11 protein-coding genes are annotated in these 14,969 nt (G+C 54.8%); 6 read left to right on the forward strand and 5 right to left on the reverse strand.

Annotation, left to right across the window (positions count from 1 at the left end; all coding sequences use genetic code 11):
- Nucleotides 1–1,003 precede the first annotated feature (1,003 nt).
- From BG841_RS11620 to BG841_RS11645, 6 genes are all read left to right on the forward strand, one after another.
- A complete protein-coding gene (locus tag BG841_RS11620) occupies nt 1,004–2,254 on the forward strand; it encodes an ABC transporter substrate-binding protein (protein WP_070057810.1) in 1,251 nt (416 codons plus the stop codon).
- The gene (locus BG841_RS11625; protein WP_083260251.1) at nt 2,247–4,343 is read left to right on the forward strand and encodes an ATP-binding protein; all 2,097 of its coding nucleotides are present in this window, start codon (nt 2,247–2,249) and stop codon (nt 4,341–4,343) included. Before BG841_RS11620 ends, BG841_RS11625 begins: the two co-directional genes overlap by 8 nt.
- A complete protein-coding gene (locus BG841_RS11630; RefSeq protein WP_070057812.1) occupies nt 4,340–5,710 on the forward strand; it encodes a sigma-54-dependent transcriptional regulator in 1,371 nt (456 codons plus the stop codon). Before BG841_RS11625 ends, BG841_RS11630 begins: the two co-directional genes overlap by 4 nt.
- A gap of 168 nt (nt 5,711–5,878) precedes the next feature.
- Entirely contained in the window at nt 5,879–7,207 is a 1,329-nt protein-coding gene (locus BG841_RS11635) for an ABC transporter substrate-binding protein (protein ID WP_070057813.1), read from the forward strand.
- Nucleotides 7,208–7,273: 66 nt separating this feature from the next.
- A complete protein-coding gene (locus BG841_RS11640; protein WP_083260252.1) occupies nt 7,274–9,010 on the forward strand; it encodes an ABC transporter permease in 1,737 nt (578 codons plus the stop codon).
- A gap of 9 nt (nt 9,011–9,019) precedes the next feature.
- Complete coding sequence (locus BG841_RS11645; protein WP_070057815.1) at nt 9,020–10,138, forward strand: ABC transporter ATP-binding protein; 1,119 nt, start codon at nt 9,020–9,022, stop codon at nt 10,136–10,138.
- Between the two features lie 206 nt (nt 10,139–10,344).
- Here the strand turns inward: BG841_RS11645 and BG841_RS11650 are convergent, their stop codons facing one another.
- From BG841_RS11650 to BG841_RS11670, 5 genes are all read right to left on the reverse strand, one after another.
- Nucleotides 10,345–11,067, reverse strand: coding sequence for a M15 family metallopeptidase (locus BG841_RS11650; RefSeq protein ID WP_198929183.1), 723 nt, complete (start codon nt 11,065–11,067; stop codon nt 10,345–10,347).
- A gap of 42 nt (nt 11,068–11,109) precedes the next feature.
- The gene (locus BG841_RS11655; protein ID WP_070057817.1) at nt 11,110–12,387 is read right to left on the reverse strand and encodes a TRAP transporter large permease; all 1,278 of its coding nucleotides are present in this window, start codon (nt 12,385–12,387) and stop codon (nt 11,110–11,112) included.
- Entirely contained in the window at nt 12,378–12,875 is a 498-nt protein-coding gene (locus BG841_RS11660) for a TRAP transporter small permease (protein ID WP_070057818.1), read from the reverse strand. The genes BG841_RS11655 and BG841_RS11660 overlap by 10 nt, the downstream gene beginning before the upstream one ends.
- A 46-nt stretch (nt 12,876–12,921) precedes the next feature.
- On the reverse strand, nt 12,922–13,935 hold the full coding sequence (gene dctP, locus BG841_RS11665; protein ID WP_070057819.1) for a TRAP transporter substrate-binding protein DctP: 1,014 nt from the start codon (nt 13,933–13,935) through the stop codon (nt 12,922–12,924).
- Nucleotides 13,936–14,026: 91 nt separating this feature from the next.
- The gene (locus BG841_RS11670) at nt 14,027–14,959 is read right to left on the reverse strand and encodes a LysR family transcriptional regulator (RefSeq protein WP_070057820.1); all 933 of its coding nucleotides are present in this window, start codon (nt 14,957–14,959) and stop codon (nt 14,027–14,029) included.
- Between the last annotated feature and the right edge of the window lie 10 nt (nt 14,960–14,969).

Genomic DNA, 14,969 nt, shown 5'->3' on the forward strand with positions numbered 1-14,969 from the left:
CTCATAACCCGAAGGTCGTTGGTTCGAATCCAGACCCCCGCTACCAAATCAAAAAAGACCAGTCACTGACTGGTCATTTTTTTTGATTTTTTGTGGGGGCTTTTGGGGCAGCCCTGTTTATGAGCGCTTCGCGCCAGATGTTGTTGCCGCAGAAGCTGAGCGCTTCTGCTCCCCGCTACCACATGAAAAAAGACCAGTGAATAGCTGGTCTTTTTTGTCTTTATTGGTGGGGCATTTGAGTCAGCACCTTTCAGGAGCACCTCGCGCGGTAGTGCTGCGGCCGCAGCAGCTGGTCGCTTGTACTCCCGGTTACCACTATTGAAAAAGGCCAGTCAATGACTGGCCTTTCTGCTTTCTGGCGTCCGCCAATGACAAGGACCGGTTTTCGATCAGACACTCCTGCCGGTGTCGCCCTTTAAAGATTGCACCGTTGCGTTGTCGGTTTTGAGATTTGGGGTGCCCCCGAAAGGGTGCAATCGGTCCGGGCTTCCTGAGCACCCTGTCCTTTCAAGCTTTGTCCAACCGCGATGCCAAGGCGCTCGCGAGAGAACAATTTAAAGATCGTCGGCAGACCTGGTCGCCTGCGTGGGAGGCTGTCGGATCCTGACCGCCTTGTTTCGCTACGGGCGTTTAAGGCGGAGTGATAGTCCCTGGTTGCGATGATGCCGGCAGACCCAGGTGTGGCTTTCACGCCAGCCTTTCCGTTGCCGCTGGAGTTACACAGGTCGATTGCTGGAATGAAGGGGGGGGCTGAGGAATCCTGCGCCATGGCTTGCTGTCGACAGGACGCCCATTGAAAATTACAGCACCCCAACCGCCTGGCGTTCACTGACCCCGCACCGCTGGTGCAGGTCAGTCACCAGTTGCCGTTCTCCGTTCGCAGTATCAACGCTTGGAGAGCGCTGGTTACGCATGCGTCAGATTTAAGGCATAGTTGAAAGCGTGTGCAGAGGGTTAGTCGAAACCTTTCGGATTCCACCTTTGAAGGATTGCTCTGATACTTATGGAAAAGTATATGAATTGTAGAGACTGGTTTCGCGCTCTTACTCGAACCATGGTGCTGTTGGTACTTTCCACGGTGGCGGATGCAGAACCGAATTTGCGCATTCTGACGTCAATGACAGAGCAGGTGTACGAACCCTACGTGGCAGCTTTTAGAGCCAGAAACCCCGGGGTTGACGTTTTGGTGTTGAACAAGAACACCAACTTTGCGGTGGGCGAGATCGCTCTTGGCAATCAGAGAGGGTTTGACATATTTTGGGCTTCTTCTCCCGAGGCTTTCGAACTTCTGAGTGAGTCCGGTCATCTCTCAACCCTGGATGGTGTGCCCTATAGAGGGTTTGCCTTGTCTTCTGTTGGGTGGAGTTGGCGCGAGGACAGACTGACCGGGCCGGCACCCACGCAGTGGAACGATTTGCTGGATGGGCGATTTGCAGGGCAAATAGGGATAGCGCGCCCGTCCCGATCGGGGACCACGCACATGCTTGTTGAACAGATACTGCAGAACAGAGGCTGGGACAACGGCTGGGCGTACTTGCTTGAACTGAGTGCCAACCTTGCCACCATCACATCGCGCAGTTTTGGTGTTATCGACGGCCTGAAATCTTCCAGATTTTTGTTGGGTCTGAACATTGATTTTCTGGCGCTGTCAGAGGCCGGCAATGGCCTGAAATTTCGCTATGCTCGGCCGGTAACTCTGGCAACAGCCAGGATTGCCAAGCTGGAGAATAGTACGTCACCTGAGTTGGCCGACCGATTCATCCGGTTTGTGGGATCGGAAGAGGGGCAACGCTTGCTTTTAACGCCCTCAATCCGAAGAGTTCCAGTCGATCCCGGTGTGAGAGCGCAGGTTGATTATAGCGACTTTCCAGCACTTGAAGCGGCGTTGCAGTTCAGCTGGACTCACTATGATCCCAAGCTTGCCGCCGATCGTTACTGGGCGGTGAATGCATTGTTTGATCAGTTTATCACCCTGCAGTTGAATCAACGCAGGGAACTTTGGCGGAAATTGAGGGTTCTGGAGGCGAGGCAGGATCCGGCAATGCGAGCGGATCTGGCAAAGGTGAGGCAGCTGCTGACCCGAATGCCGGTACCTGAAGCTGAGGCCATGGCGGAAAAATTACGTGTGGCACCGGGGCCAGGCTCGCTTTATGCGACGCTGCTTCCAATACAAAAACAAGCGATAAACGAATGGGGCGATCTTGCATTGGAATGGCTGGAAGCAGCGGCAACGCGGCTGGGGCACCATGAGTAACCCTCTTTTTGCGTCTGTGTGGCAAGCAGCCAAAACACCAAGATTTATGAAAAGTGTTTGGGGGCGTCTGCTGGCGTCGTTTGTCCTGATCGGCGGAATTCTCTCAATTGTTACGGTGCTGACGCTCTGGCAATTTGCCCAGGTACAAAAGCACATCTCTGATTTGGTCCAGGATCATATCCCCGACATTACGCTGGCAAACGAACTTGCAAGCAGTGCGAACCACCTATCCAACGTTGCCACGAAACTGGCGGAGCCGCGACTGAAAGCCGTGACAGATAAGCAGAGTCTCGGGTATCAGCCGGTGTTGGATAACTTGCGAATATTGATTGACCGAATTGATGAGTCAGCCAATATTGAAAAACACCAGCTGACTGAATACCAGAAGGAAATCGCTCAAGCGCTTGATCTGCTCTCCAAGCTTTCAGCCAGGCGCCAAACCCTTGAAGCTACAATAAACCGTTCGATAAACGAGCTGAGATGGTTGCAATCGGACTTCCAGAGTGAGATCAGGCCGTTATTGCGAGACTTGTCTTATAACATGGACAATTCGGCGCGCCAGGCGGTCAATGCCACGAACGAGGCGGAACGTGCGCAGGCTGCATCCTGGTTGGCGAGAGATGAAAAGCGCCGGGCCATAGTGCAGGAAATTGAACGGGATGGCGCTTTCGCGATCAATACCATCCTGCAAGGAGCCACTGCGAACGACGTTAAAATACTCAACGAATTCAAGGATATTGCAGGCGAGACTCTCGACTCGCTTGATCACCACTTGCAGGTGCTTGGGGTGTTGTCGGAATTAATCACATTAAGGCAATCGATCCTGTTACTGCATGGGATGGTTTCAGGTCCGGGCAGTGTTTTGGAGGCGCGTTTGGATTATCTCATTGCCAGAGATGCTGCCCTGCAGTCTTTAGTGCACCTGCATGGTCAAATTGAGGGGCTGCAAAATGCGCTCAAGGATTTGGGCATGGAGAAACGCCAGACTGCTCTTGCGGTTGCAGACTATTCCGCCGATGAAACCCGTCGTGCCGGGCTTCGTATTATGATGCTTGCCGTGCTGGGGCTGGTCGCCGTTGTCGCCATTATGTGGTTTTATGTGCGTAACCGAATTACCAGACGCCTGAAAGCCATATCCCATGCCATGCAGGCCATTGTGCGTGGTGAGACCGATGTGGCTGCACTGGATGCCGGAGGCGATGAAATAGGGCGCATGGCCCATGCCATTGAGGTTTTTCGTCAATCCGTCGTTGATCGGGAACGCAACCTGCAACGGTTGCAGGTTGAAATAGCCCAGCGTGAAGAAGTGGTTCAGGAATTGCGACGCACGCAGACTGAACTGATACAGGCCGGAAAGCTCGCGGCACTTGGGCAACTCTCAGCCGGTATCTCACACGAACTGATCCAGCCCATCACGGCCATTCAATACGCGGCCCAGAATGCACGGTTCAAGCTGGCAAGGTGTGACAATGACCCCGGCGAATTGCGGGTCACTCAGGCCAACGCGCTTGGCAAAATCATCCGGGTATCCGACCGCATGGCCGCCTTGGTGAAGCAGTTCTCCCGCTTTGCCCGGCGCGCGGACTTTGAGCTCAAAGCGGTCACACTGGCCGCGGCCGTGGAAGGTGCCATTGATCTGTTTCGCCCGCAATACAATGATAAGAGCGGACTTGTAATTCGAGTTGACCGAGCTTCGTTTGAGGGAATCAAAGTAATGGGGGATTTGATTCTGATTGAACAGGTATTGGTTAACCTGATTTCAAATGCCCGGGACTCGATTCGTGTTAGCGGTACGGCTGAGGGGGAAATCACCATCTCTGGTTCTCGAAAAAATGGTTGTTTTCTTGTTGAAATCACTGACAACGGCGCAGGTTTGCCAGATGTGTCGCAATCCGTGTTCGACCCGTTTGTGACGACGAAAGAGACGGGCGAGGGCACCGGCCTGGGCTTGAGTATTTCCTACAATATCGCCCAGGACCTGAAAGGCTTCCTGACGCTGAAGAATGAGGCCCGTGGGGGCGTTCGTGCTACTCTGGGTCTTAAAATTATCGATAAGTCTACGGAATTGGTGCCAAGGGTAGCAAAATGACGCTCGATTCGACCGCTAATCAGCCAGTTTTCTTTATCGACGATGATCTCGATCTGTTGGAGGAAATTGCCGAAAGTTTTGGCCTGGAGGGCTATCCGGTATCGGCCTTTTGCCACGCCGAAGATGCGCTGAAAGAGCTCAGTGACGATTGGCCCGGCGTCATTGTCAGCGATTTGCGCATGGCGGGACTGAACGGACATCAGTTTCTGGATGAGGTCCAGCGCATTGATCCAGACATACCCTTCATCATGATCACTGGTTATGGCGAGATCAAAGACGCCATATCGGCGGTAAAGACCGGCGCTTTCGACTTTCTGGAAAAGCCTGTGGATCTGCAGACCCTGGGCCAAACCCTTCGTCGCGCACACGACCAACGTTCTCTCGTGTTGGAAAGCCGTAAGTTGCAAGCCGACTCCGTGGACAGTAACAGTCTGGCCAAGACGTTCATCGGCAGATCGGAAGCGGCAATTGAGGTGAGAAAAAATATCGGCGCGCTGGCCGCCATCGATATCGACGCACTTGTAATCGGTGAGACCGGCACAGGAAAAGATGTAGTCGCCGGCTGCCTGCACGAATTTTCCACCCGGAGAAATGGCCCGTTTATCGCGGTCAATTGCGGTGCCCTGCCCGACACACTGGTGGATAGCGCTTTTTTTGGGCATGAACGGGGTGCGTTTACCGGGGCTGAGAACCGGCACCTTGGCTATTTTGAGAGGGCGCACCAGGGCACGTTGTTTCTGGATGAGCTGGAATCCATGCCCCTGGAATTGCAGGCCAGATTGCTGCGCGTGCTTGAAAGCAGAAGTATAGAGCGCCTTGGCAGTAATGACGGGCCGAAACAGCTTGATGTGCGGGTGATTGCCGCGGTCAAAGGCGACGTGAACAAACTGGTGGCCGAAGGGCGCTTACGCTCCGATCTGGTTTACCGGCTTAATGTTGCTTCGATTAGTTTGCCGCCTCTGCGGGAGCGACAGCCGGATATTGATCTGCTTTTTTTGCATTTTTGCAGGCTGGCGGCTACCGCGCATAACATTGAATTCGAAGAGCCAACGCAGAAGTTTCTCGACAAAGTTCGCAGACAGGCATGGCCTGGGAATGTCCGGGAGTTGCGCAATTTTGCCGAGCGTTTCGTGGTTGGCCTATCACCCCAGCTTGACGTTGAACAGCCCGACTCAAGTGCCGCTTCATCAAATGCATCCAATCTTGATGAAGCGCTCGGCGCCTTTGAAAAGCGCTTTATTGCAGACCAACTGAAAAAAACCAATGGCGCAATATCCAGTGCGGCTGAGTTGATGGAAATTCCGCGCAAACGGCTTTATCTGCGAATGAAAAAATACGGACTCCTCAAAGAGCGGTTCCGGGGCTGATGCTTTGGGACGGTTATGACCCTTCGTGAGTCGGTTTTGACACATTGGTTCGGCGGCTAATCCGTCAATGCTCTGTAATTCAGGTTGTTAGCGTAGCTGCAGGTTTGGCACGACTCTTGTTTGGTAAGGTGGGCAACACCTTAACAATAATAAACAAGAGGAAACGCTATGAAGTTCTTGACCCGCGCGCTCAGCGCCTCCGCCCTGGTTGTGAGTCTCGCAACGCCAGCCTTGGCAGCCGAAAAGCTTGTGGTCGTCACATCTTTCCCTGTGACCCTGACCGGGCCATTCGAAGCGGCTTTTGAAAAGAAGTACCCCAATGTCGATGTGGAAATCATTAACAAGTCCACGTCTTCTGGCGTGAAATACATTCAGGAAACTGCCTCATCAAACACCACTGATTTGTTTTGGGCATCTGCACCGGATGCCTTCGAAGTATTGAAAAATGATGGTTTGCTGCTGAAGACTGGTATTGCGAATGAGCAAATCCCGGATAACATAAGCGGCTTTCCGATGAATGACCCGGAAGGCTATTACCAGGGGTTCGCGGCCGCCGGTTACGGCATCATGTATAACGAACGTTATCTGGCCGCAAAAAAGCTTCCTGTTCCTGCCGAGTGGGAAGATCTGGCCAAACCGGAATATTTTGGCCATGTGGGTATGTCCGCGCCGTCACGCTCCGGCACCACGCATCTGACGGTGGAAGCGTTGCTGCAAGGGGATGGCTGGGAAGACGGCTGGGCTAAATGGAAGTTCATTGCGGGTAACTTCTCAACCGTTACCGAGCGCAGCTTTGGTGTGCCCGACGGCGTCAACTCTGGCCAGACCGGCCTCGGCATAGTGATCGATTTCTTTGGCCTCGCCTCCAAGGCCTCAGGATTCCCGGTTGATTTTGTTTATCCAAGTACAACCGCCATTGTGCCGGCCAATGTCGGTATTGTAAAAAATGCACCGAATGCCGAGATTGCTGCGGATTTCGTGAAGTTTCTGTTGTCCACTGAAGGGCAGGAGATCTTGATGCTACCTGAAATTCGCCGTCTGCCGGTGAACGTCGACGCCTATAAAAACACCCCGGAAGGTTTTCCCAACCCGTTTGATGGCTCGATCAAGGCAACCGTAAATTTTGACGTAGACCTGTCAGGCCAGCGCTACAACGTGGTCAACTCCTTGTTCGACGTGATGATCACCTACCGCCTGAACGATCTGCAAAAAGCCGTGCAAGCTGTGCAGAAGGCGGAGAAAAAACTGGGCAGCCAGAATAATGCAGAAGCCCAGAAGCTGATCGATGAAGCCCGTGCTCTGATAGCCGCGATGCCAGTCGATAAAGCCAGAGCCCATGACCCGGAATTCGTTGCGATCTTCAAGCAAAAGCGCAAAGCCGCAACGGACGTTGTCGAAGGACGTCAGGCACAGATCGAGCAGCAGTGGGATGCTGAGGTCGTTGCCAACTACGCCAAAGCCACAGAGCTTGCCGATCGGGCAGCCAGCCTGCTCTAAGCCTCTTCCCCGTCCATGCCGGGCCGCCAGGCCTGGCATGGTTTCCGGTTTAAAAGGGATATTGCCATGAGTTCTTCTGTGACGATAAAGAGGGGTTGGTCCGGGTTTGCCGATCGATTGTTCCCACGCCTGTCTGGTCCGGTAATTGCTGCGATATGTATCACGATCTTCTTGTTCGGGTTTTTGATCCTGCCGGTGGCCAAGGTGATTTACGTTGCCTTTCTTGATCCAGGCACCGGCGCATTCACGCTTCAAAACTTCGGGGACTTCTTTAGCTCTTCGCTGTTTCGCGAATCCTTCTTTAACAGTTTCTACGCCTCCGCAATGTCGGTGGTTCTTGCGACCATCATTGCGCTGCCGCTCGCCTATATCACGACCCGCTTCGAATTCAGCGGTTCTACCGTAATCCAGAGTTTGGGCTTTATTCCGCTGATCATGCCGCCGTTCGTCGGCGCGGTGGCGATGCAGCTATTGTTCGGCCGAAATGGCACGATCAACCTGCTGCTGGCAGATTACGGCATTAACATTCCGTTCATGGAGGGGCTGAACGGCGTGATTCTTGTGCAAAGCGTGCATTACTTCCCCTTCATTCTGATCAATCTCTCAACCAGCTTGCGCAACATAGATCGCTCCATGGAAGAGAGCGCCCAGAACCTTGGCGCCCATGGCTTCCGGCTGTTTCGGCGGGTGGTCTTTCCACTTGCCTCGCCGGGTTATTTGGCGGGTGCCGCCCTGGTGTTCATCAAGGTGTTTGATGATCTGGGCACGCCGCTGCTGCTCAACGTCAACAATATGCTGGCCCCGCAAGCCTATCTGCGGATCACCTCCATTGGTATTTCGGATCCGATGGGCTATGTAATCAGTTTCATCCTTGTGGCCTTCTCCGTGTTTTCGCTCTGGGTCAGTTTTCTGTTCATGCGAGGCAAGGATTACACCACCACACAAAAGGGTGGCGGAGGCTTGGCACGCCGAAGTTTATCGCCTTCAGAAAACCTGCTGGCGTACGCCATCGTGGGCTTGATTCTTCTGTTGGTGTTGTCACCGCACATCGCATTGTTGCTGCTTGCGTTTGGCACCATCTGGTCTTTTGCACCGCTGCCAGACGGCTACACGATTCAAAACTTCGTCGACATGTTTAGTCAGTCCGGCGGCTACATCATGAATACGCTGATCTACGCTGGAGCGGCGGCATTCCTGGATATTATTCTGGGGACGGCCATTGCCTACATTGTCTTGCGCACCAAACTGGTGGGGCGACAGTGGCTGGACTATATGGCAACGGCAGCGCTTGCCATTCCCGGGGTTGTGCTTGGCATCGGCTATCTCAGAACCTTCAATGACTTTGATGTGCCGTTGATCGGCAAACCACTGGCGTCCTGGTGGGTCATTATTGTGATTGCGCTCACTATTCGCCGGCTACCCTATGCGTTGCGTGCCTGTATGGCGGCACTGCAACAGATCAGTCTCAGTCTTGAAGAAGCGGCCGAGAGCCTGGGTGCCACCAAAGGGTCCACCATACGCAGGGTGGTGGTGCCGTTGATGTCGGGCGGTATTCTGGCCGGATTTGTCACCAGCTTTGCCACAGCCGCCGTTGAGCTGTCAGCGACGCTTATGCTGGTCAGTTCCGCCAACGACGCGCCACTGTCCTACGGCATCTATGTGTTCATGCAAACACCGTCCGGGCGCGGTACCGGTGCAGCCCTCGGCATTCTTGCCGTGGTGATTGTTGCGCTGGGTACACTCACTGCGCAGTTCATCATTGACAAAGAACGTAAAAATCGCAGCGGCAGCGAAGCTGCATAAGGAATCGACATGAAACAATCAAAAAAACTGGGTATCGAGATTTCGGATGTCCACCTGTCGTTTGGCAAAACCAAAGTCCTTAAAGGCGTGAACCTGTCCATCGAGCCAGGTGAGTTTTTTGCGTTTCTTGGCCCGTCAGGGTCGGGGAAATCCACCCTGTTGCGGGCGATTGCCGGCTTTGGCCCGGCTCCGGTTGGGCGCATTGAAATCGGTGGGCGCGATATCACCAAGCTGCCCCCATGGGAACGGAACGTGGGCATGGTGTTCCAGAGCTATGCCCTGTGGCCCCACCTGTCCGTCCGTGACAATGTGGCCTTTGGTCTGGTTGAGAAAAAGATGCCGAAAAAGCAGATCAACGAAAAAGTGGATGCGGCGCTGGAGTTGGTCGGGCTTCTGGATTTTCATGCACGGATGCCGTCGCAACTGTCCGGTGGCCAACAACAGCGGGTGGCTCTTGCCCGCACGGTAGCCATCGAACCGGACGTATTATTGCTGGATGAACCCTTGTCGAACCTGGACGCCAATCTGCGCGTCCAAATGCGGCGGGAGATACTGCGTTTGCAACGCACGCTGGGGCTGACCACAATCTTCGTGACCCACGACCAGGAAGAGGCCAACACCACATCCGATCGCATGGCCCTGCTGGATCAGGGGATTGTCCAGCAGGTGGGCACTCCCCAGCACCTGTACGATCATCCGGAAAACCTGTTTGTGGCGAAATTCCTAGGCACCGCCAACATCATTGCGGGAGAGGTGTCGGTCGAAAACGGTGCGCATATCATGACCCTGAAATCGGGCGAGAAAGTCAGTTTGCACGCCACGCAGCCGGGCCCGGGCAACCTGGTCCTGCGGCCGCAGAATATCAGCTTGTCGGAGCAGATTACACCGGGCATGATGGTTGGCAAGATCGCCCATCGCGAATTTTTGGGCGCCCAGGTGCGTTATCTGATTGACGCTGCCGGCACCCAGCTTGTGGTGGACCAGAGCCACAGCGCCGACGGTAAACTGTTGCAGGACGGCTCTGAAATTGGTCTGGTGATCAACTCCAAATCCAGTGTGTTTCTGCATGACGCCGGTCCTGGCGGCATGAAACCTCGCCCCCGGGTCGGCGCGGCCGTTACCGGCTGACTTGCCCGGTAACAGTTCCGCTTTTCGTCACTCCGTTGCTGGTGTGGCGAAGGAGCGAGGCTGGTTGAAGTCTGCGTAAACTTCTAAATGGTACAGGTGGGCATGAATGCGCGGCAGTCAATGACTGGCCCTTCTTCATCCCCGGAAACTCGCGCTATAACCACGTGTTGCAAACCTGGTGTTCAGAACAGCCAGCAGGCTGCACACTAGCGCGATGCCGCGTGAGTGGTGAGCTGGTTCTGCCATAACTGATCGATGCCGGGCAGCGTGACGGCCCCGTAAGCGGCGGCATCAGCCCCCGAATGGTACGCCCAAAGCTGGTTGCCGTAATCGTAGTGCCACCATTCACTGGGCAAGTTGGTAAACCCCGCCTTGCTCATGGCGGAATACAGCAGGCGCCGGTTGTCCCGCGCCTGTTGCTCTTTAGGATCGCGGTTTTTGCGTTCCAGCGCGCAAGTCCAGGACAGGGGGCTTGCTTCGTCGAACAGGGTGCCCATATCAAGGAAGCGGCCATCCAGGTCGGCCAGAGTTACATCCACCGATCCGCCGGTAAGATGGGGACTGGGTGCTCGGGGGTTTGCGCTGGGCGGTGATACCAGATTGCGGGCTTCCAGTTCGACCTGCTCATGGCTTAAATACGTGTTGGCCTGCCGGATGAGGTCGATCAGCGTATCAAACAAGTATTGTTGTACCGAGAAAGGTCGCCAGCCATCGAGCACCACCAGTTGGATGTCCTCCGGCAGCAGGCTCGCCGCATGCAACAGCCGTTCAAATACTTGTGCGCGCACGTAGCACTCGGGGACGGCGTTAGCCACATTCATTTTATAATAGGCCGGATAAACGCCTACCTTTTTCGACACACTGACCGGCACCAGGGGGTCGGAACTCTCGTGGATGGGCGTGGCCTGATATTTGTTCCAATCGGGCATCGGTCGTTCAGGTATCATTTTATTGTTAAAAATATTCATGATTTATTGAAACAGTCTCGGAAGAAATAGCGTCAGGGACGGGAATAAAATAATGACCAGCAAGGCCATAAGCGCCACCAGCACAAACGGCCAGATGGCTTTGAACATGACCGTAATATCCAGCTTGCTGACTGCGGCCGCGACAAAGACACAGGCACCCATGGGAGGGGTGATGAGCGCGATGGTGATGTTCATGGTAATTACGATGCCCAGATGCACCGGGTCAATGCCGGCCTGCAGCGCAACCGGCAGAAACACCGGGGTAAGCAGCATCAGTGCAGACACTTCTTCCATCAGCATGCCCACGCCAAAGGTAATCAGGCTCAGCAGCAACAGAATGGTTATCGGGTTGTCCACAAAGGGTTGTAAAAAGATGGCAAAGTGTTCCGGCACCTGGGCATAGGCGAGCAGCCAGCTGACCACGGCTGACGCGGCAATGATCAGGAAAATGGCGCCGGACAAGAGCGCGGTTTCTGCGACTGCCTGCCAGGCCGCCTTCAGGGTCAGATTGCGACTGATGAACCCGACCGCAAAGGCATAGGCCACAATCAAGGCACCCGATTCGGTGGGCGTTACAAAACCGAATACGATGCCGGCCACAATGATGAACGGAGCAATCAGCGCCGGCGACGCGTGAATAAAGGAAATCAGGATGCGTTGGATGCTGGCGCGTTCGTGCTGCGGCGCAATGTTGGCTTTACGCGCGTAGAACCAGTTCATGACCATGAACGCCAGCCCCAGGACCAGGCCGGGAACAACACCGGCCAGAAACAGGTCGCCCACGGACGTGTTGGTAAGCGAGGCGTACAGGATCATGAAAATACTTGGCGGTATGATGGGGCCTATCAGGGAGCTCCCCGCGGTCAGACCGGCTGCGTAGCTGGCCGCGTAGCCTTCTTTTTTCATTGGCGGCACAAGTAACGACCCCAGGGCCGAGGTGTCCGCGACCGCAGAGCCGTTAACGCCGGCAAAAAACACACTGGATACCACGTTGACATAACCGAGGCCGCCCCGGAGGTGGCCGACGATCGAGTTGGCCAGACGGATAAGCTGAGGGGTCAGGCCCGAACCGTTCATCAGGTTCCCGGCCAGAATAAACAGGGGAATGGCCATCAGTGAAAATACGTCAATGCCACTGAACACCTGCTGCGGAAGCATCCGGCTGAGCAGGCTGATGTCCACAAAGGTAAAACCAATAATGGCCGCGACAATTAAACAGATGAATAACGGCAGTCCCAGCAGGACGTTGGTTATGAAGGTGCCCAAAATCGCTAGTAGCATGAGGGGTGCTCCAGGTCTTTATTGTTTTCATGGTAAAAAGGCCCCATCAATAAAGACGTCAAGGCGAGCAAGCCAAAGCCGATGGGCAGTGCCATCAGGGGAATGGCTTTACTGACACCAAGACCGATTGTGGTGAATTTGGCCACCGATAACGCGTATTGTGCGCTGATGTAACATACATAGCTGCTCAGAGTAGTAATGATGATCCAGTGGTAGATCAGGAGGGGTTTTCTGAGTTTGCCCTGCAGTTTGTTTTGCAACACGGTGACGCGCATGTGGGCATCTTTGAGATAGACCACGCCCATTACCAGCATCACGCTGGCTATGATCAGGTAGCGTGATAATTCGTCCATCCAAAAGGGTGACTGGTTTAACAGATAGCGGGTCACGACGCCGTACAGAAGCACAGCGACGTTGGCGCACAGCAACAGGGTCGCCACGGTCAGCAAAGCTGCGGCCAGACCGGACCTGATTTTTTTGATGTTCATGGAGAGTCTCACAGGGGTGCTCGTTCGAGCACCCTGGTTGATCCGGTTACCGCAGGGTCTCTGCATCCCGCAGAGCCATGTCGATCCACTTCTTGTCGATGGACTGCTCTTCCAGCCATTCAAGGTAAGACGGCTGGCCTATTTCTTTGAACTTGCGCAGGTCTTCTGCGGTGGGGCGGTATACTTCGACGCCATTATCAGCGAGGAACTGAATGCGTGATTCGACCTGGTTTTGAACCGCTGTGCGATTGATCGCGTTGGCTTCGGCGGCAGCTTCTTCCAATGCGGTGCGATGCTGGGCGCTCAGATTGTTAAGCAGGCCGTCATTGGCCACCAGAAACTGGTCGGAGTACTGAATGTTGGCCAGCGTCATGTATTGCTGTACTTCATGCAGACTGCCGAGAATGATGTACATCGGCGGGTTCATCTGACCGTCAGCGACACCAGTGCGCAGGGCCAGGTAAACCTCAGTCCAGGGGATGGGTGTCCCGGACGCACCAAAGGCCTCGTAAAGCGCTACCTGGCTTCTGTCCATGGCCCGGAATCGAAGACCTTTGAAATCATCCGGAGTACGGATGGGGCGCTTGTTGTTGGTGAACGCCAGAAACCCCCCTTCTTCAACAACCGTCATCAGGTGCGCACCGGTTTTTTCATGGAACGCCTTGCGTGCCGCTTGCCAGTACTCGCCCTCGTCGAAAAACGCGCGGGCGGTGTCAAAGCCGTCGAACAGGAAAGGTATGGAACTGACGAAGATCTCCGGGAACAGGGGAGAGATACCCCCGAAGGACGCAATGTTCAGACTCGGGGTGTTGATCACCTGCTCCATGCGCTCCTGTTCTTCACCGAGCATGCTGTTTGGGTACAGCTTGATGGTCACTTCACCGCCGGTCTTCTCCTCCGTCAGTCGCTTCAGGTTAGTGGCGAACAGATGGACTGCGTTTTTTTCGGCATCCGGAGCACCGTTATAGCTGAGGTTGATGGTAGCCGCCTGGAGGGCGCCGGCCAGCGCTGCGAGGCTGATACCGAGTGTCAGTGGCTTCAAAAAACGAAGGACTTTCATATTACTATCACCTTTTTTGTAGTTTTAGAATGCGCCCGTACTTTAGCTGTTGCGGTGTTGACATCGCAAGGCCTGTGCCGTTGCACTTAAGTCAACACCCGACCTCGTCAGCGTTGACCATCAGAAACGACATCGATTGCTTCAGGTGGTCCAGAAACGCCTGGGCTGCCAGCGTGAGTTCCCGGCCTTTGACGCAGAGCACACACACGCGTGCCTGCGACAGCGCAGAGTGGGCCATGGTCACCGTGCTGATCTTGCGGGCCCGGATTTCCCCGATGACCGTTAGCCGGGGCATAAACGTGATGCCCATACCGGAGGTGACGAAGTTCTTCACCACCGCCACGGAATTGGTTTTCAGGCGGGGCTCAAGGCGAACATGGCTGACCTCCTGCACCAGACTCACCAGACGGCCGATACCGGTGGAACTGTCAATGAGGGCCAGGGGGGTATTGACAATGTCGCTGAAGGTTAACGGGGTATCGGTGCGCGACAGCGGGTGGCCGTATGGGGTAATCAGATCCAGCGGATGGTGTTTCTCCACCAGGCAGTGCATCTTGGGGTTGCGGGCTGGTGCGTAAGTGACGGCAAAATCAATCTGATCGTCTTCCAGCATTTGCACTGCATCCTTGGCGCCGGCAATCTCCACGTCGATGTGAATGCCGGTGTAGGCCGTCAGGAAACTCTGTAGCGAGGAGGATATCAGGTCGCTGATGAAACCTTCACCGACCGCGATCCTGACGTCACCGGTGCGCAGGCCAATCAAATCCTGAAGGCGGGAAAGTGTCGCAGCTTCGCTGGCCTTCATTTGTTTATAGTAACGCAGCAGCTCGGCTCCGGCGGGAGTAACAGGGTTGCTGGTGTTCATCCGGTCCCACACAGCCATGCCGACCGTGTCTTCAAGTTGCGATATCTGGCGACTGATGGCGGATGGGTCAACATTCAGGCGGGCCGCTGCTTTACGGATAGAGCCAAAGCGCTTCACAGCGTTCAGATATTCCAGGGCACGTGGGTTGAATTGCTGCATTGGCGAAGTC

This window comes from Marinobacter sp. X15-166B, assembly GCF_001752365.1.
Lineage (GTDB): Bacteria > Pseudomonadota > Gammaproteobacteria > Pseudomonadales > Oleiphilaceae > Marinobacter.